The sequence below is a fragment of the Kitasatospora sp. NBC_01300 genome (assembly GCF_041435235.1).
Classification (GTDB): domain Bacteria; phylum Actinomycetota; class Actinomycetes; order Streptomycetales; family Streptomycetaceae; genus Kitasatospora.
Genome location: NZ_CP108408.1, coordinates 3,854,470 through 3,871,483, shown reverse-complemented (window position 1 = coordinate 3,871,483; position 17,014 = coordinate 3,854,470). Strand labels below are relative to the sequence as shown.

Genomic DNA, 17,014 nt, shown 5'->3' with positions numbered 1-17,014 from the left:
GTCTAGGGTCCTGGGCATGAGCAAGAGCCTGACGGAAGAACTCTGGGCGGCCATCGAGCCGGTGTACGCCGAGATCCTCGCCCACCCCTTCATCGGCGGCCTCACCGACGGCACCCTGCCGCGTGCGGCCTTCCGCCACTTCGTCGTCCAGGACTCGCACTACCTGCGCGACTACGCCCGCGCGCTCGCCGTCTGCGCCGCCAAGGCGCCCGGCGAGGAGGACGTGCGGGCCTTCGCCGACGACGCCGTCGGCGCACTGGCGGCGGAACAGGGCATGCACGCCGAGTTCCTGACCGCCTTCGGCGGCAGCGCCGAGGAGGCCGCCGCCGAACCGGTGCTGCCCACCACCCGGGCCTACACCAGCTACCTGCTGGCGACCGTTTACGGCGGCTCCTTCGCCGAGGCCGTCGGCGCGGTGCTGCCCTGCTACTGGATCTACGCCCGGGTCGGCGAGGCGCTGCTCGCCCAGGGCTCCCCCGACCCGCTGTACGCCAAGTGGATCGCCACCTACGGCGACGAGGCGTTCCAGTCCGTCGTCCGCCGGGTGCTGGCGCTCACCGACCGCCTCGGCGAGGAGATCTCCCCGGCCGAACGGCGCCGGGTCGTCGAGCACTTCACGACCACCTCGCGCTACGAGTGGATGTTCTGGGACGCCGCCTGGCGCGGCGAGCGCTGGCCGGTCTGACCGCTGGTCGCAGGGGGTGCGGGGCCCTTCCCGGGGGTCGTCCCCGAGTCCCGCACCCGGGTCTCCCCGGGGCCCCGGGTCGGGGTGATCTAGGGGTTCTCTCCGGGCCGACGGGCCTCGTTCCGGCACTCGTGTCCCCGTACGATCGAAGTACCGAAAGCAAGCGGGATGCGGCACCGGACGGCAGCCGACCCCACGGGGAGAGAAGGAACGGTCATGGCTGAGCTCTGGAAGTCGCTGCCCTCCTGGGTGCGGAACATCGTCATCCCGGTGCTGGTCCTGGTGCTGCTCTGGAACATCCTGGGATTCGTCTTCGGTGTCGTCGGCGCCCTGCTGAGCATCATGATCAAGGTGCTGGTCGTCGCCGGCATCGCCGCCGCCGTGGTGGTCCTGGTGAAGAAGGCCGCCAAGGGCTGAGCCGCTGCCCGAGGCCCGGCCCCCTGGACGGCGGTTTCCAGGGGTCGTTGCAACACGTGGTGAGTTGATCAAGCCGCGATCAGTTTATGCAGGCGCTCGGCTGGGGTTTCCCAGCCGAGCGTTTTGCGTGGGCGGCCGTTGAGTTCGGCGGCGACGAAGGCCAGATGTTCGGGAGCGTGGACGGACAGGTCTGTGCCCTTGGGGAAGTACTGCCGCAGCAGGCCGTTGGTGTTCTCGTTCGAGCCGCGCTGCCAGGGGCTCGCGGGGTCGCAGAAGTAGACCGGGACGTCGGTGGCGATGGTGAAGCTCTTGTGGGCGGCCATCTCGGAGCCCTGGTCCCACGTGAGCGAGCGCACCAGGTGGGCGGGCAGGGTCTGGACGGTTTCCACGAGGGTGTCGCGGACCTGGTCGGCGGTGCGGCCGTTCGGCAGGTGTAGGAGCATGACGTAGCGGGTGGCGCGTTCGACCAGGGTTCCTATGGCGGACTTGCCGTCCTTGCCGAGGATCAGGTCGCCTTCCCAGTGGCCGGGGACGGCCCGGTCCTCGGCTTCGGCCGGCCGCTCGCTGATCATGACCATGGGGTCGGTGAAGCGGGGCTGGCGGCAGTTGGCCTGCCGCTGGGGTCTGCGGCGGGCCCGGCCACTGCGCAGGGCACCGGCCAGTTCGCGGCGCAGTTCGCCGCGGCCTTGGACGTAGAGGGCCTGGTAGACGGTTTCGTGGACCACGTGCATCTCCGGCCGCTCGGGAAACTGTGCCCGTAGAGCGTGACAGATCTGCTCCGGGCTCCATTTCCTGTCGAGGTGGTGCTGGATGAAGTCCCGCAGCCCGGGTATCCGGCCGATCTTGCGGGGTTTGGGACGTGGCCGGCGGGCGTCGGCCCGGGCCTGGGCCGCGTGTGGGCGGTAGGCGCCGCTCTCGGGGTGCCGGTTGCGCTTGATCTCGCGGCTGACCGTGGAGGGGCTGCGGCCCAGCTCGGCGGCGATGGTACGGACCGCCGCCCGCTCTCGAAGCCTGTCGGCGATGTGGATGCGCTCGTCCTCGCACAGGTAACGGGAGGGACCGGAAGGCGGCACCACCGCGTGAATCGGTGGTGCCGCCTTCTGCCGTCGGTCGGCGCTGCGGCCGTTGCGCCACCGACGGCCTGTCCGGGGGGTGATCCCGACGATCCTGCACGCCTCGGTGTTGCTGTAGCCCTGCTGCATGAGCCGGGAGTATGCCGCTCGCTCCCGGCTCAGCTTCACGGGCCCCTGAGCCGTCCGGTCCTTGCGGATCTCGAAGTCCAATGCATCCCCTGAACTGGGGTGTTGCAACGACTCCTAGAACCCAAGGACGGGGGGCCGGGCCTTCGGCGTTCCTGGCGCGGCGTCCGGCCTGGTGGGGCGTGCTGGACCTGCGGCGATCGGCTCGCTACGGTGTTGGGCGTCATGTGCAGGCAACACCGCCTGCCGACGCGGGAGCTCGGAGCACCGGGCTGAGAGGGCGCTGACCGGGACGTCGACGGACGGACCGACGGCTGCGTCGACCGCAGGAACCTGACCGGGTAATGCCGGCGTAGGGAGTATGAGGTCAGATGACCACGTTCGAAGCACAGCCGCAGCCTGCCCGCAGCACCGGGAACAGCGGCACTGAGGTCGGCGATACCGCCACCGCCACCGTCACCAGCGCGGGCACCGGCTACCCCACCCCGGCCTGGCGCAAGGCCTACCGCGAAGGGTCCCGGCCCGACCTGCGGGTCCCGTACCGCGAGGTGCAGCTCACCAACGGCAGGACCGTCCCGCTGTACGACACCTCCGGCCCGTACACCGACCAGGCCTACGAACCCGACGTGCGGCGCGGCCTGCCCGCCCTGCGCGACGCCTGGATCCGCCAGCGCGGCGACGTCGAGGAGTACGACGGCCGCGAGGCGCGCCCCGAGGACGACGGGATCAAGCACACCTCGCCGCGCGGCGGAAACCTGCGCAACCTGGACGCCGTCTTCCCGGGCCGCCCGCGCCGCCCGCTGCGCGGCCGCGGCGGTGCCGCCGTCACCCAACTCGCCTACGCCAAGCGGGGCGTGGTCACCCCCGAGATGGAGTTCGTGGCGCTGCGCGAGGGCCTCGCCCCCGAGTACGTGCGGGCCGAGGTGGCCCGCGGCCGGGCCGTCATCCCGGTCAACGTGAACCACCCCGAGGTGGAGCCGGCGATCATCGGCACCAACTTCCTGGTGAAGATCAACGCCAACATCGGCAACTCCGCCGTCACCTCCTCGATCGAGGAGGAGGTGGAGAAGATGACCTGGGCCACCCGTTGGGGCGCCGACACCGTCATGGACCTCTCCACCGGCCGCAACATCCACACCACCCGCGAGTGGATCCTGCGCAACTCCCCCGTGCCGATCGGCACCGTGCCGCTCTACCAGGCCCTGGAGAAGGTCGACGGCAAGGCCGAGGACCTGAGCTGGGAGGTGTACCGGGACACCGTCATCGAGCAGTGCGAGCAGGGCGTCGACTACATGACCGTCCACGCCGGCGTCCTGCTCCGGTACGTCCCGCTGACCGCCCGCCGCAAGACCGGCATCGTCTCGCGCGGCGGCTCGATCATGGCCGCCTGGTGCCTGGCGCACCACCAGGAGAACTTCCTCTACAGCAACTTCGAGGAGCTCTGCGACATCCTCGCGCGCTACGACGTCACCTTCTCGCTCGGCGACGGCCTGCGCCCCGGCTCCATCGCGGACGCCAACGACGAGGCGCAGTTCGCCGAACTGCAGACCCTTGGCGAACTCGGCCGGATCGCCCGCGAGCGCGACGTCCAGGTGATGATCGAGGGCCCGGGCCACGTCCCGATGCACAAGATCAAGGAGAACATGGATCTCCAGAAGGAGATCTGCGACGAGGCGCCGTTCTACACCCTCGGCCCGCTCACCACCGACGTCGCCCCAGGCTACGACCACATCACCTCGGGCATCGGCGCCGCGATGATCGCCTGGTGGGGCACCGCGATGCTCTGCTACGTCACGCCCAAGGAGCACCTGGGCCTGCCCAACCGCGACGACGTCAAGACCGGCGTGATCACCTACAAGATCGCCGCCCACGCCGCCGACCTCGCCAAGGGCCACCCCGGCGCCCAGGACTGGGACGACGCCCTCTCCGACGCCCGCTTCGAGTTCCGCTGGGAGGACCAGTTCAACCTGGCCCTCGACCCGGAGACCGCCCGCGCCTTCCACGACGAGACCCTCCCCGCCGAACCCGCCAAGACGGCCCACTTCTGCTCCATGTGCGGCCCGAAGTTCTGCTCGATGAAGATCAGTCAGAAGATCCGCGCCGAGCACGGCGACGGTTCCAGCGCCGTGGAGACCGAGTTCGACGCCGAGGCCCTGGCGGGCATGGCGGAGAAGTCCGCCGAGTTCGCCGCCCAGGGCAACCGGGTCTACCTGCCCCTCGCCGACTGACGTCGTTCTGTCGAAGCGCTGCTCCGGGGGTCTCGCTGTTCCCGTGGCAGCGCTTCGGCATGCCTGGGCCACGGGGCTGCACGCGGGCCACCGGGGGAGCCGGTCGCCGAGCTAGTATTACGTGGTAGTGGTAATACGTGCTACTTCGGAGGTGGGAGATGCGGCTCAACAGCAAGGGGCAGGTCACGATCCCCGCGGAGCTTCGCGAGAAGTGCGGCCTGCGTCCCGGAGACGAGGTGGATGTCATCGAGGAGGACGGCGTCCTGCGGATAGTGCGTCGGGCAGGCCACAGCACCAGGGGGCAGCGGGTGGCCCGCCGGATGAGGGGAAGCGCCGAGGGCGGCATGTCCACTGACGAGATCATGGAGTTGCTGCGTGGCGAGTAGCCGACTGAGGCTGGTCGGCTCGGGCCGGGCACGGCCGGTGACGCTGGTGGACTCCTGTGTGCTGCTGGATCTGATGACGAACGACGAGACCTGGGCCGATTGGTCGGAGGCCGCGCTGTCCAAGGCCCAGGACGAGGGCGAAGTGGTGATCAACCCGATCGTCTACGCGGAGGTCTCGGTGGCGTACGCCGCGATCGAGGACCTCGACGCCGTCCTTCCGGCCGAGGACTTCGCGCGGGAGCCGCTCCCTTACGAGGCGGGGTTCCTGGCCGGCAAGGCATTTCTGCTGTACCGCAAGCGCGGCGGGCAGAAGACCGCACCGTTGCCGGACTTCTACATCGGTGCGCATGCGGCGGTGCGCGGCTACCGGTTGTTGACCCGTGATGCCGCGCGCTACCGCACGTACTTCCCGACCATCGAGTTGATCTGCCCCTAGTCGGGCTGCGACTGGCCGAGTGAGGCCGCAGCGCATGGGCGAGCCCCCCGGAGGCCGGGTAGGGCTCGCCGCGCGTTCCGGCGGGGCGGGTCAGGCGAGGGCGGGGGCGGGTTCGAGGAGGACGGTGGCGCGGTCGGCGGTGAGGATGCCGAGGATGTAGCCGTCGTCGTCGACGACGGGCCAGACCGCCATGCGCTTGATCCGCATCGTGATCGCGGCCAGGGCCAGGCCCAGGCCCGGCCAGGCGAAGGGGCCGCGCTGGTGAGCGGTGGCGCTTATCGAGGTCCGCTCGGTGCTCAGGGGGTGCTCCAGGAAGGTGTGGAGCCCGGTGCGGGTGACCATCCCCTCGCACCGGCCGTCGTGGCCGCGGACGAGCAGGTACTCGACGTGGGCGCCGCGCAGGATGTCGTTGGCCTGGTCGACGGTGCTGTCGTCGGCTATCTGGTACTCGCAGGGCTCCATCGCGTCGGCGACCGTGAGGCCGCGGCCGGTGCATGCCGCCTGCGGGGTGTGAGTGGTCACGGTGGTCACCGCTTCCCGTCCCCGGGTGCCCGGCCGGAACGGCCCGGACGACCCTTCACCCAGAACGAAGCCGGAACGGGTACCGGGATGCGGAATGCCCTGGATGTCTTCGAGCGTACTCCCGTGACGGCAGGCCCGCCGGAGGGTGCCGCGGAGTACCGTTGGGAGACAACCGAGGACATTCCGTATACCGGTAACGGCGCTGGTGTCGCCCTGGGTCATGACAGGTCCTTGCGGACCGGACGGGCGGCTTCTGATGCTGCCGATCCCTCTTCCCGTTCCCGCCACTCCCGGGCCGTGGTCCGTGCCCGGAGTCCCGTTGCTGCCACGTCTGGTGCTGGAGCCGACGATGGCGCGGGGCGGGGTGTTCGACGGCGCCTGGTGGCCGCGTTCGAACCGGGTGCTGGCCGAACTGCCGGACTTGGTCACCGCGCTCGGCGCCCACCTGGGGCGCATCATCCGGGTGGGCCTGGACACCTCGGCCTGGGACGGCGTGCCCCGTTCCGTCGTGGTGAACGGCCTCCTGATCAGGATCAACTGGCTCACCAGCAGCAGCGCGACGATCAGCGTCACCCGCGGCTTCCAGGACCACTTCCTCCTCCTGGTCGTGCCGCCCCGCACCGACCCGGAGACGGCCTCCACGGCCATGGCGGCGGCGTCGGCGACCGGCAACCGCACCCCGGCGGCCGAACTCCTGCTGGACTGGCCGGGGTTCGGGTGTTCAGGTGACGTCGTCGGGGCTGGTGAAGGCGGGGCTGGTGTAGCCGGGGGTGGTGAAGTCGGGGGCTGGGGTGGGGACGGTGCCGGGGCTGGTGAAGTCGGGTGAGGTGTAGTCGGCGGTGGGGACGGGGCCCGGGCTGGTGAAGTCGGGTGAGGTGTACCCCGGGCTGGTGAAGTCGGGGGCGCCGGCGGGGACGGCGGGCAGGTGGGTGTGCAGGTAGGGGAGCAGGCCGCGGTCGCGCAGCGCGGTGCGCCATTCGCGGTGGGCGTCGGCGAGTTCGGCGGCGAGTTCGGGGTCGGTGCCGGCCGGGGCGGCGGCGCCGCCGTCGCGTATGGCGGTGAGGACGAGTCCGATGATGCCGATGGCCATCGCGGCGACTCCGGCGGCGAGGGCGACCCAGCCGGCGGTGACGAGGCTGCGGGCGAGGGTGAGGTCGGGGTTGGCGGCGCGCAGCAGGTAGCCGATGAGCAGCAGGACCAGGGCGGCGGTCCAGGCGAGGACCGGGGTGAGCACGGTGAGGACGGGGAAGAGCCCGGCGCCGCCGTTGGCGGAGCGCAGTTGGGTGAGCAGTCCGGGGGCGGTGGGTTCGGCGCCCGGGGGCGGCGGGGGTGTGGTGCGCAGGGTCTCGCGCAGCCGGGTGTAGTGCGTGTACTCGGTGGCGGCCGAGGCGGCGATGGCGTCGGCGTCGCGCAGGCCGCGGATGCGCAGCTGGTCGGCGGTGAGCGCGCCGGGGGCGCGCAGGGCGGTGAGGACAGTGTGGTCGCGCAGGGCTTCGGCGAGGAGGCGCTCGTATTCCGGGCGGTCCTCGGCGAGCAGCGGCGGGGGGTTGGTCATGGGGACCCCGTTCATGCGGACCCCGGTTCGCTCCGCCCCAGGGGCCGCGGGACCCTCAGGGGCGCCGAAACGGGCGCGGAGGCGAGCCGCCGGACGGGCGGCCGGGTGTGGTGTGCCTCATGTTAGGTGCGGGCGCGGCCGTGCTGACAGTCGGTTTCCGGAATTTCGCGCCCCGGCCCGCGCGCGTGCGGTGGCCCGGGCGCCGGGAACGCCCGTTCGACCGGCCCCGGTCCGCAGGCCTCAGTTGACGGGGAGTCGGGCGACGAGCAGGCGCCCTTCCATGGTGACGCCGCCGTCCATGGCCACCGCGAGGTCGTCGGCGTAGACGTAGGGGCCGGGGATGTGCGGCGGCTGGCCGTCGTCGGCGTGCACCGCGCCGGTGAGGTACGGGATGGGGCTGTGCCCGTGCACGATGCGGGTGCCGCCGTAGGTGTCGAGGAGTTCGTGGACGGCCGTCGGGCCGGCGTCGCCGCGGAAGGCGAAGCGCTTGGTGAAGCGGCGGAAGCAGTCCCACCACTCGTCGACGCCCTCGTCGGCGAGCAGGCTGTGGACGGCGTCGTTGACGTCGGGGATGGACTCGCCGTACTCCAGGTACGCGGTGGTGTCGGAGTGCAGCAGCAGGTGGCCGTCCTCCAGCGCGATGGCGGGCAGCCGGGAGAGCCAGCTGATGTGGTGGCCCTCCAGCCGGTCCAGGTCGTGCTGCTGGCCGCCGTTGAGCCGCCAGGCGGCGAGGAAGGAGGCGGTGCCGGCGGTGGACTGGACGGGTTCGTCGCCGTACCGGGCGGCGCCGAGGAAGAGCAGTTCGTGATTGCCCATCAGGGCGCGGCAGTAGCCGCCGGCGGCGGCGGCTTCGGCGGCGAGCTGCATCACGAGGTCGATGACGCCGATGCCGTCGGGGCCGCGGTCGGTGAAGTCGCCGAGGAACCAGATCCGGGAGCGGCCGGCGGACCAGTGGCCTTCGGCGTCGATCAGGCCCTGGTGGCGCAGCTCGGCGCGCAGCTCCTCCAGGTAGCCGTGCACGTCGCCGACGACGTAGAGCGGGCCGGGGGGCTCGCCGGGGCCGGGGGCGGGGTACGGGTAGCTGGGCGCGGAGGGGTCGGGCAGCGGCGGGCCGAGTTCGATGGTCGGCGGGTCATCGCGGCCGTGGTCCTGGTGGGCGGGGGACTGCTGGTCGGACAGGGTCGGCTCGTAGCCGGGGTGGTCCTGGTGGGAACCGCCGTGGTCCTGGTGGGAGCCGGGGTGGTCCTGCGGGGAGAAGAGCGGGGCGTTCTCCGGGGCGTGCACGGTGTGGTCCTGCCCGTCGGCGGGCCAGTGCTGCTCCAGGTAGCGGGCTCCGCCGTAGCCGCTGTAGGTCTCCGCTTCGTACGGCGTGCCGGGGTAGCCGGTGGCGGGCTCCGGTTCGTAGTAGGTGCCGTACGGCAGCACGTCGAGGTCCGGCTGGTGGCGGGGGCCTGAGTCGGGGTGTTCAGGCCCGGGGAAGCGGTCCTCGGGTGTCATTCGCCCATCATAGGAAGACCACTCTCCCGGCGTCGTCACCTGGTGGGTATCCAATCCTCCGGAGCGTCAGCCGGGCCGTCCCGCAAGGTCCGTTTTGTCCCGGCTCGGTATGGTCTAGACCTCGCCCGGGAGTCGGGGAGGGCTGACGGTGGTGCGCGGGCTCCGGCGCTGGGAGGACGCGCGAACGATCAGCTCGGTCGGCATCAGGGTGCCCGGTGGCGGGCCGGTGCCGGCGGTGCGGAAGCGCGGCGGGAAGAGCCGGGCGATGTCGACGCCCGTCCCCGAGTCGACGCCCTCGATGGCGTCGATGAGCAGGTTGACCACGGTGGTGCCGATCCGGCGCGGCTTGAGGGAGAGCGTGGTGATCGGCGGTTCGGTGGTGGCGTAGACGTCGCTCTCGCTGCAGCAGACCAGCAGCAGGTCGTCGGGGACCCGCAGGCCGTAGCGGCGGGCGGCGGCGAGCAGGTCGGTGCCGTTGGGGTCGAACAGGCCGTAGACGGCGTCGGGCCGGTCGGGGCGGGCGAGCAGCCGGTCGGCGGCGACGGCGCCGGCGGCCGGGTCGTGCGCGGGGTAGGCCTCGTAGACCGGCTCCTGTCCGACCTTGGTGCACCAGCCGAGGTAGGCCTCGGTGGAGAGCCGGGTGTAGGTGTCGGTGCTGGTGCCGGTGAGCAGGCCGATGCGGCGGGCGCCGGCCTCGGAGAGGTGGTCGAGGATGCCGAGCACGGCGGCCTCGTGGTCGTTGTCGACCCAGGCGGTGACCGGGCAGTTGCCGGGCTTGCCGTCGCTGACGACCGGGACGCCGGACCGGTACAGCTCGCTGACCAGGGGGTCCTGGTCGGGCGGGTCGATCACCACGGTGCCGTCCAGGGCGATGTTGCCCCAGACGTCGTGGCGGGAGGAGGCGGGCAGCACCACCAGCGCGTAGCCGCGGCCGAGGGCGGCGCTGGTGGCGGCCCGGGCCATCTCGGCGAAGTACGCGAACTCCGTGAAGGTGAACGGTTCTTCACCGTAGGTCGTGACGGTCAGCCCGATCAGGCCGGACCGTCCGGTGCGCAGGGTGCGGGCGGCCGCGGAGGGCCGGTAGCCGAGGCGCTCGGCGACCTCGCGCACCCGGCTGCGGGTCTCGTCGGGCAGGCGGCCCTTTCCGTTCAGCGCGTCGGAGACGGTGGTGATCGACACTCCGGCGGCTGCTGCCACATCCCGGATGCCGGCCCGCTCCAGACGCCGTGAGGTGGTGGGACGCCGACCGCTCTGGTTGGCTGCTGCTGTCATGGCGGACCGATCGTATGGCTCCTGACAAGGGTCTGTGACCGGCGCATCGGGAGCCCTTGGAGATACGTTTCTCCAAGAGTGAGCCGGGGTGCGCTCCTTCGATACCCGCACGAAACCAGCCGTCTTACCTCTGACATGTGCCAAAGGAACCCGGCAGAATGGCTGATCTGCGCCTGTCACCCGACCGGGCATCTCACCCCTACGGGTGAGCGCGGTCGGTATCGTTCAAGGCACCCGACCGGGGTGCCCCGGACGCGTTCCGAGATCCCCGGCACGGTGGCGATCCCACAGGTGGCGGGGGCGACCGCACCGGAGAACGCGCACCGAACACGCGCCGAACGCGTGCCGAACGCGCGCGGACAGCATCGAGAAGGAGTAGGACCGTGACGAGTACGTCAGCGCAGGGCCCGCGGCTGCGGCCGACCCTGGACGGCATCCCCACCTACAAGCCCGGCAAGCCGGCCGGCGCCGACGCGTACAAGCTGTCCTCCAACGAGAACCCGTACGACCCGCTGCCCGGCGTGCTGGAGGCGGCGGTCGCGGCGGCCGGCTCGCTCAACCGCTACCCCGACATGGCCGTCGGCGAGCTCAGCGAGGTGCTGGCCGAGCGCTTCGGCGTGCCCGTCGAGCACATCGCCACCGGCACCGGCTCGGTCGGCGTCGCCCAGTCGCTGATCCTCGCCACCGCGGGCCCCGGCGACGAGGTGGTCTTCGCCTGGCGCTCCTTCGAGGCGTACCCGATCATCACCCAGGTCGCCGGCGCGACCCCCGTCCCGGTGCCGATCACCGAGGCCGGCGACCACGACCTGGACGCGATGCTCGCCGCGATCACCCCGAAGACCCGGCTGGTGTTCGTCTGCAACCCCAACAACCCCACCGGCAACGTGATCCACCGCGCCGAGCTGGAGCGCTTCCTGGACGCCGTCCCGTCCGACGTCCTGGTGGTCGTCGACGAGGCGTACATCGAGTTCATCCGCGACCCCGAGGTGCCCAACGGCATCGACCTCTACCGGGACCGCCCCAACGTCTGCGTGCTGCGCACCTTCTCCAAGGCGTACGGCCTCGCGGGCATGCGGGTCGGCTTCGCGATCGCGCACGAGCCGGTGGCCAACGCGCTGCGCAAGACCGCCGTCCCGTTCGGCGTCAGCCAGCTCGCCCAGAACGCCGCCGTCGCCTCGGTGCGCGCCGAGCAGGCGCTGCTGGAGCGGGTGGACGCGCTGGTCGAGGAGCGCACCCGGGTGGTGGCCGGGCTGCGCGCCCAGGGCTGGGAGATCCCGGACTCGCAGGCCAACTTCGTCTGGCTGGGCCTCGGCGAGCGCTCGCAGGAGTTCGCCGTCGCGTGCGCCGAGGCCGGGGTGATCGTCCGGCCGTTCCCGGAGGGCGTCCGGATCTCCATCGGCGAGACCGAGGGCAACTCGATCTTCCTCTCGGTGGCCGAGGCGTTCCGCAAGACGCTCTGATCCCTCTCCTCTCCGTAGGGTCTTCATCCGTAGGGGCGCGCCGTTCGCGGTGCGCCCCTACGGCGTTCCCGGGGGCCTGGGCCGGTCGGCGTCGGGACCCGGGGCGCTGCCGGATGGCTGGAGATCACCGGAACTCACCGGAACTCACTGGGAGCCCGCTGGGAGTTCGGCCAACGACGGCCCACGGCGGGGCCAAGGCGCCCGCGCGAACCGGGTGGTGTGACCGGAATGCCCGGATCCGCCCGGTCAGTCTTCTCCCAGCCCGCGCCCAGGGCTCCGCAAGAGCGCCCAGGAAAGCTGTCCGGCATGAAGGTGCTCCCGCGACGGCGAGGCGTCGTCCTCGTCAACTCCGCGCTCGGCGTGGCGCTCCTGGGCGGTGCCGCCCTGGTGTACGCCACAGTGAACAGCGGCACCAGTGCCGCCGCCGGCAAGACCCAGATCCGTACGGCGACCGTGGCCAAGGGAACGGTCCTGGCCACCGTGTCCGGAACCGGCACCCTGGTCTCACCGACCGACGCGGCCCAGGACTTCGCGACCGGCGGCCGACTCACCTCGGTCAAGGTCGCGGTGGGGGACGCCGTCAAGAAGGGCCAGGTGCTCGCCACCGTCGACACCACGGCCGCCCAGCAGCAGGTGGACGCCGCCCAGGCGTCCCTGACCACGGCCAACGCCAACCTCACCAAGGCGCAGGCCGGTGTCACCACCACGACCACCCAGCCGCTGCCGGGTGCGACCTCCGGCGCCGGCGGCAACGGCGGTGGTGGTGGGGACCGCGGAGCGGGCGCGAACAGCACGCCCGCTCCGCAGACCACCACCATCACCACCACCAAGGTCGACGACGCGGCCGTCGCCCAGGCCCAGCAGCAGGTCGCCACCGCGCAGACCACCCTCGCCAACGCCCAGGCGGCGCTGACCGGCACCACCCTGACCGCCTCGGTGGACGGGACGGTCGCGTCCGTATCGGCGAAGGTCGGCGACACCGTGGGCGGCGTGAGTTCCGGCGGCTCGTCCGGCTCGTCGGGCTCGTCCGGTTCCGCCGGGTCGACCGGCAAGTCGTCCACCGGCAGCACCGCTTCGGGCGGCGCGCCGAGCGGCTTCATCGTGCTGACCAACCCGACCGGGATGCAGGTCACCGCCAACTTCTCCGAACTGGACTCGCTCAAGCTCAAGAAGGGCGAGGCGGCCACCGTCACCCTGAACGCGCAGTCCGACACCAAGCTCAACGCCAGTGTCCTGTCCGTCAGTTCGCTGCCCAGCAGCAGCGGCGGCAGCGCCGGTTCGACGGCCGTCCAGTACGCCGCCACGCTCCAGCTCAGCGGTGACACCAGCGCGCTGCGCACCGGCCTCAGCGCCACCGTCCAGGTGATCACCGGCGAGGCGGACAGCGCGCTGTCGCTGCCCACCGCCGCGCTCTCCGGCACCGGTGCCAGCCGCACCGCGACCGTGGTGCACCCGGACGGCTCCAGCGAGCGGGTCAGCGTCGGGGTCGGCGTCGAGGGCGACAGCACGGTGCAGGTGGTCTCCGGGCTGAAGGAGGGCGACAAGGTCGAACTCCCCACCACCAGCGGCGGCAACGGCTTCCCGAACGCCTCCTTCCCGGGGATCGGCGGCGGCCAGGGCCGTGGCGGCCAGGGCGGCGGCGCCGGACTGGCGGGCGTCGGCGGGGGCGGCGGTGCCGCCGGCGGCGGGGCCGGCCGGGGCGGTAAGGGCTGAGCATGCGTCACGTCATCGACAAGCGCGTCCCGGCGGCGCCCCCGCCCGTCATCCAGCTGCGCCGGATCACCAAGGCGTACGGGCACGGCGACGCCGTCGTGCACGCGCTGCACGGCCCGGAGGACCCGGACACCGGCGGCCCGCTCGGCGTCAGCCTGAACATCCACCAGGGCGACTACGTCGCGGTGATGGGCAGCTCCGGCTCCGGCAAGTCCACCATGATGAACATCCTCGGCTGCCTGGACGTCCCGACCGCCGGCCGCTACCTGCTGGACGGCATCGACGTCGGGCACCTCGACGAGGGGCAGCTCGCGCTGGTCCGCAACCGCAAGATCGGCTTCGTCTTCCAGTCCTTCAACCTGATCCCGCGCACCACCGCGCTCGCCCAGGTCGAGCTGCCGCTCGCCTACGCGGGCGTCCGGGCCTCGGAGCGGCGCCGCCGGGCCCTGGCCGCGCTCTCCCTGGTCGGCCTCGCCGAGCGCGCCGGGCACCGGCCCAACCAGCTCTCCGGCGGCCAGCAGCAGCGCGTCGCGGTCGCCCGGGCGCTGGTCACCGCACCGGCGATGCTGCTCGCCGACGAGCCCACCGGCAACCTGGACAGCCGCTCCACCGAGGAGGTCCTCGACCTCGTCGACGCGCTCAACGCCACCGGCCGCACCGTCGTCCTGATCACCCACGAGGACGAAGTCGCGCGGCACGCCAAGCGGGTGCTCCGGCTGGTCGACGGCCGGATCGTCAGCGACGTCCGGCAGGCCCCGGTGGACGGGCCGCCGCCACTGCTGCGCGAGCTGGGGGTGCCGGCGTGATCCTCTGGCAGATGCTCCGCTTCGCGGTCGGCGGCCTGGCCGCCAACAAGGTGCGCTCGGCGCTCACCATGCTCGGGGTGCTGATCGGCGTCGCCTCGGTGATCCTGCTGCTGGCCGTCGGCAACGGCTCGTCGGTCGCGGTGAAGGAGTCGATCACCTCGCTCGGCACCAACTCGCTGACGGTCAGCTCCGGTTCGGCCAGCGGCGGCGCCCGCGCCACCTCCTCGGTGAAGAAGCTGACGGTCGCCGACGCCAAGGCACTGGCCGCCGACACCGACTCGACCGCGATCAGGTCGGTCGCCCCGGTGGTCACCACCAGCGGGACGGCGCTGTACGGGGACATCTCGTACAGCCCCGGCTCGATCGTCGGCACCTACCCGGCGTACTTCGAGACCGCCAACCAGAAGGTCGCGCACGGCGAGTACTTCACCGACGACGACGTGCTCGGCTCGCGCAAGGTCGCGGTGCTCGGCGCCACGACGGCCAAGCAGCTGTTCGACACCGCGGACCCGGTCGGCAAGAAGATCGTCCTCGGCGGCACCCCGTTCACCGTGGTCGGCGTGCTCCAGGCCAAGGGCGGCAGCGGCTTCACCGACCCGGACGACGTGGTGATCGCCCCGCTGCCGACCGTGCAGAACGCCTTCACCGGCTTCGGGTCCGTCAACCAGATCCTGGTGCAGGCCAGTTCGGCCGACAGCACGACCGCGGCCCAGGCCGAGATCACCCGGGTGCTGCTCGGCACCCACGCGATCGCCGACCCGACCAAGGCCGACTTCCGGATCACCAGCCAGTCCTCGCTGCTCACGGCGAGGGAGAGCACCACGAAGACCTTCACCGTGCTGCTCGGCGCGGTGGCGGCGATCTCGCTGCTCGTCGGCGGGATCGGGATCACCAACATCATGCTGGTGACGGTCACCGAGCGGACCAGGGAGATCGGCATCCGCAAGGCGCTCGGCGCCCCGCGCGCGGTGATCCTCGGGCAGTTCCTGACCGAGTCGACCCTGCTCTCGGTGCTCGGCGCCGGACTCGGGGTGGCCGCCGGGATCGCCGGCTCGCACTTCAGCATCGTCGGCATCAAACCGGTGGTGATCCCCGAATCCGTGATCGGCGCGTTCGGCATCGCCGTCGCCATCGGCCTGTTCTTCGGCAGCTACCCCGCCAACCGGGCCGCCTCGCTGCGGCCGATCGACGCCCTCCGGCACGAGTAGGACTCCCATGAGCAACGAGATCGCCACGGTCAGCAGCAGCACGCCGGCCGAGCAGGTCGCCCTGCTCGCCACCCCGCCGGACGCCCGCGACGTCACCGCCGAGCTCGCCGCCCCGCCGCGGCGCAAGCTGCCCTGGCTCAGCCTGGTGCTGGCGGGGGGCGTGATCGCCAGTGGGGCCTTCGCGGGCGGGGTCTGGTACCAGCAGAACCACGGGACGAGCGGCGGCGCCTCGCACGCGACGGCTTCCGCCGCCGGGCAGCAGCGGGCGGCCGGGGCGGCCGGGGCGGGTGGGGCGGCTGGTGGTGGCGGATACGGGCAGAGCGGGTCCCGCCGGGGTGGGCAGGGCGGTGCTCAGGGTTCCGGTCAGGGCGCTGCTGGTCAGGGTGCTGGCCAGGGTGGCCAGGGCGGGTTCACCCGGGGCACGGTCAAGGCCGTCGACGGCACCACCGTGTACCTGACCGACGCCAACGGCAACACCGTCAAGGTCACCACCGGCGACGCGACGAAGGTCCAGCTCAACAAGGAGGGCAAGGTCGCCGACCTCCAGCCCGGCCAGAGCGTGACCGTCGTCGGCACCCCCGACGCCAACGGCGGCTACGCGGCCAGCCAGCTCGTCGAGGGCTCGGCGGCGGGTGCGGGCGGCGCGGGCGGTTTCGGCGGTGGCTTCGGCGGTGGAGGTGCTCCCAAGAACCCGTCCGGGGGCTGACCCCGTAGCTCCCGGACGCCGCGAGGCCCTCGCCCAATCCCTGGGGCGAGGGCCTTCGCATGTGGTCAGCGCTGGTTGTCGTAGTCGTCGCGGTCGCCGGGGCGCGGCATCCTGAGGGTCGCGATGACGCCGAGCGCCACGGTGACGATCGCGAGCGCGAGGAGCGCCACCAGAACGGCTCCGACGAAGAAACCCATCATCCCCACGCCTCGTCCCGTTCCACGTCGCGGAGGAGGTGGAGGAGGTTGAGCAGAGTGCTCACGGGGGCGTTGCCGAAGTCGACGAGGATGCGGCCGTCGAGGGTGGTCTCGTGGGGGAAGGCGGAGCCCCAGAGGAGACCGTAGGAGCGCCCGCGCTGGTGCACCTCGCCGAGCAGGGCGACGATCTGGGGCTGGGTGTAGTCGCGCATCCGGGGGTCGTCCGGCGCGACGGGTTCGCGGGCGGCGCTCACGCGGCGAAGTCCAGCTCGTACCAGACGGTTTTGCCGCGCTCCTGGGAGTCCACGCCCCAGCGGTGCGTGAGCCCTTCGATGAGCTGGAGCCCCCGGCCGGTCGTGGCCAGGGCGGGGAGCTGGCGTCGTTCGGGGAAGACGTCGCTCTCGTCCGAGACGGAGACCCGGAGGGTGCCGTCGAGGAGCGAGAGGAGGACGACGGGGGAGGCGGTCTTGCCGTGCCGCCAGGCGTTGACGACCAGTTCGGCCAGGGCGAGTTCGGCGAAGAAGATGGTCTCGGCGTCCCACCCGGAGCGGGTCAGGGCGTCCCGCAGGGACTGCCGGGCGAGCGCGAGCGAGGGGGTGTTGAGGGTGCACACGGGAACCTCCGCGAGGCTGCTGGTGTGGGGAGGGGGGATGCCTTCAGCGCGCGGGCAGCAGGCGCCTACTGCCCGACGAACAGGCATTGCTGACGATCCATCGGATCGATCTGA

The 17,014-nt window shown here is 71.9% G+C and carries 19 protein-coding genes and 1 riboswitch; of the genes, 11 read left to right on the top strand and 8 right to left on the bottom strand.

What is annotated here, in order from left to right; translation table 11 throughout:
• The first annotated feature begins 16 nt into the window (after positions 1-16).
• The gene (gene tenA / locus OG556_RS17280) at positions 17-685 is read left to right on the top strand and encodes a thiaminase II (protein ID WP_371517830.1); all 669 of its coding nucleotides are present in this window, start codon (positions 17-19) and stop codon (positions 683-685) included.
• A gap of 216 nt (positions 686-901) precedes the next feature.
• A complete protein-coding gene (locus OG556_RS17275; RefSeq protein WP_350876827.1) occupies positions 902-1,102 on the top strand; it encodes a DUF5326 family protein in 201 nt (66 codons plus the stop codon).
• A 68-nt stretch (positions 1,103-1,170) separates the two neighbouring features.
• Here the strand turns inward: OG556_RS17275 and OG556_RS17270 are convergent, their stop codons facing one another.
• On the bottom strand, positions 1,171-2,304 hold the full coding sequence (locus tag OG556_RS17270; protein WP_371522649.1) for an IS30 family transposase: 1,134 nt from the start codon (positions 2,302-2,304) through the stop codon (positions 1,171-1,173).
• A 238-nt stretch (positions 2,305-2,542) separates the two neighbouring features.
• Positions 2,543-2,677: riboswitch (TPP riboswitch) on the top strand.
• On the opposite strand from OG556_RS17270, the gene thiC reads away from it, so the two are divergent.
• From thiC to OG556_RS17255, 3 genes are all read left to right on the top strand, one after another.
• Positions 2,673-4,529: a phosphomethylpyrimidine synthase ThiC gene (thiC, locus tag OG556_RS17265; protein WP_371517829.1), complete on the top strand. Its 1,857-nt coding sequence runs from the start codon at positions 2,673-2,675 to the stop codon at positions 4,527-4,529. Its footprint overlaps the riboswitch before it by 5 nt.
• Before the next feature lie 158 nt (positions 4,530-4,687).
• Positions 4,688-4,915, top strand: a complete 228-nt coding sequence (locus OG556_RS17260; RefSeq protein ID WP_371517828.1) for an AbrB/MazE/SpoVT family DNA-binding domain-containing protein — start codon at positions 4,688-4,690, stop codon at positions 4,913-4,915.
• Positions 4,905-5,351 (top strand): type II toxin-antitoxin system VapC family toxin, encoded by a 447-nt coding sequence (locus tag OG556_RS17255; RefSeq protein ID WP_371517827.1) that lies wholly within the window; start codon positions 4,905-4,907, stop codon positions 5,349-5,351. The genes OG556_RS17260 and OG556_RS17255 overlap by 11 nt, the downstream gene beginning before the upstream one ends.
• Before the next feature lie 90 nt (positions 5,352-5,441).
• Here the strand turns inward: OG556_RS17255 and OG556_RS17250 are convergent, their stop codons facing one another.
• The gene (locus tag OG556_RS17250) at positions 5,442-5,873 is read right to left on the bottom strand and encodes a CBS domain-containing protein (RefSeq protein WP_371517826.1); all 432 of its coding nucleotides are present in this window, start codon (positions 5,871-5,873) and stop codon (positions 5,442-5,444) included.
• A gap of 319 nt (positions 5,874-6,192) precedes the next feature.
• On the opposite strand from OG556_RS17250, the gene OG556_RS17245 reads away from it, so the two are divergent.
• Entirely contained in the window at positions 6,193-6,699 is a 507-nt protein-coding gene (locus OG556_RS17245; protein ID WP_371517825.1) for a DUF5994 family protein, read from the top strand.
• Here OG556_RS17245 and OG556_RS17240 read toward each other — a convergent pair.
• The 3 genes from OG556_RS17240 to OG556_RS17230 all read right to left on the bottom strand — a co-directional run bounded on the left by OG556_RS17240 (position 6,595) and on the right by OG556_RS17230 (position 10,197).
• On the bottom strand, positions 6,595-7,428 hold the full coding sequence (locus tag OG556_RS17240; protein ID WP_371517824.1) for a hypothetical protein: 834 nt from the start codon (positions 7,426-7,428) through the stop codon (positions 6,595-6,597). The two genes, OG556_RS17245 and OG556_RS17240, sit on opposite strands and share 105 nt — an antisense overlap.
• A 240-nt stretch (positions 7,429-7,668) precedes the next feature.
• On the bottom strand, positions 7,669-8,925 hold the full coding sequence (locus OG556_RS17235) for a metallophosphoesterase (RefSeq protein WP_371517823.1): 1,257 nt from the start codon (positions 8,923-8,925) through the stop codon (positions 7,669-7,671).
• Positions 8,926-9,039: 114 nt separating this feature from the next.
• Entirely contained in the window at positions 9,040-10,197 is a 1,158-nt protein-coding gene (locus OG556_RS17230) for a LacI family DNA-binding transcriptional regulator (protein WP_363581576.1), read from the bottom strand.
• A gap of 383 nt (positions 10,198-10,580) precedes the next feature.
• Between OG556_RS17230 and hisC the strand changes: the two genes are divergently transcribed.
• From hisC to OG556_RS17205, 5 genes are all read left to right on the top strand, one after another.
• The gene (hisC, locus tag OG556_RS17225) at positions 10,581-11,657 is read left to right on the top strand and encodes a histidinol-phosphate transaminase (RefSeq protein WP_371517822.1); all 1,077 of its coding nucleotides are present in this window, start codon (positions 10,581-10,583) and stop codon (positions 11,655-11,657) included.
• A gap of 306 nt (positions 11,658-11,963) precedes the next feature.
• Complete coding sequence (locus OG556_RS17220; protein WP_371517821.1) at positions 11,964-13,370, top strand: efflux RND transporter periplasmic adaptor subunit; 1,407 nt, start codon at positions 11,964-11,966, stop codon at positions 13,368-13,370.
• A gap of 2 nt (positions 13,371-13,372) precedes the next feature.
• Positions 13,373-14,176: an ABC transporter ATP-binding protein gene (locus OG556_RS17215; RefSeq protein ID WP_363368137.1), complete on the top strand. Its 804-nt coding sequence runs from the start codon at positions 13,373-13,375 to the stop codon at positions 14,174-14,176.
• On the top strand, positions 14,173-15,384 hold the full coding sequence (locus tag OG556_RS17210; RefSeq protein ID WP_371517820.1) for an ABC transporter permease: 1,212 nt from the start codon (positions 14,173-14,175) through the stop codon (positions 15,382-15,384). The genes OG556_RS17215 and OG556_RS17210 overlap by 4 nt, the downstream gene beginning before the upstream one ends.
• Positions 15,385-15,391: 7 nt before the next feature.
• A complete protein-coding gene (locus OG556_RS17205) occupies positions 15,392-16,090 on the top strand; it encodes a hypothetical protein (RefSeq protein WP_371517819.1) in 699 nt (232 codons plus the stop codon).
• A gap of 65 nt (positions 16,091-16,155) precedes the next feature.
• Here OG556_RS17205 and OG556_RS17200 read toward each other — a convergent pair whose 3' ends face one another.
• The 3 genes from OG556_RS17200 to OG556_RS17190 are packed head-to-tail and all read right to left on the bottom strand — an operon-like array spanning position 16,156 to position 16,900.
• Positions 16,156-16,290: a hypothetical protein gene (locus OG556_RS17200; protein ID WP_371517818.1), complete on the bottom strand. Its 135-nt coding sequence runs from the start codon at positions 16,288-16,290 to the stop codon at positions 16,156-16,158.
• On the bottom strand, positions 16,287-16,541 hold the full coding sequence (locus tag OG556_RS17195; RefSeq protein ID WP_063348409.1) for a hypothetical protein: 255 nt from the start codon (positions 16,539-16,541) through the stop codon (positions 16,287-16,289). The genes OG556_RS17200 and OG556_RS17195 overlap by 4 nt, the downstream gene beginning before the upstream one ends.
• Positions 16,538-16,900, bottom strand: a complete 363-nt coding sequence (locus OG556_RS17190) for an ATP-binding protein (protein WP_371517817.1) — start codon at positions 16,898-16,900, stop codon at positions 16,538-16,540. Before OG556_RS17190 ends, OG556_RS17195 begins: the two co-directional genes overlap by 4 nt.
• Positions 16,901-17,014 lie beyond the last annotated feature (114 nt).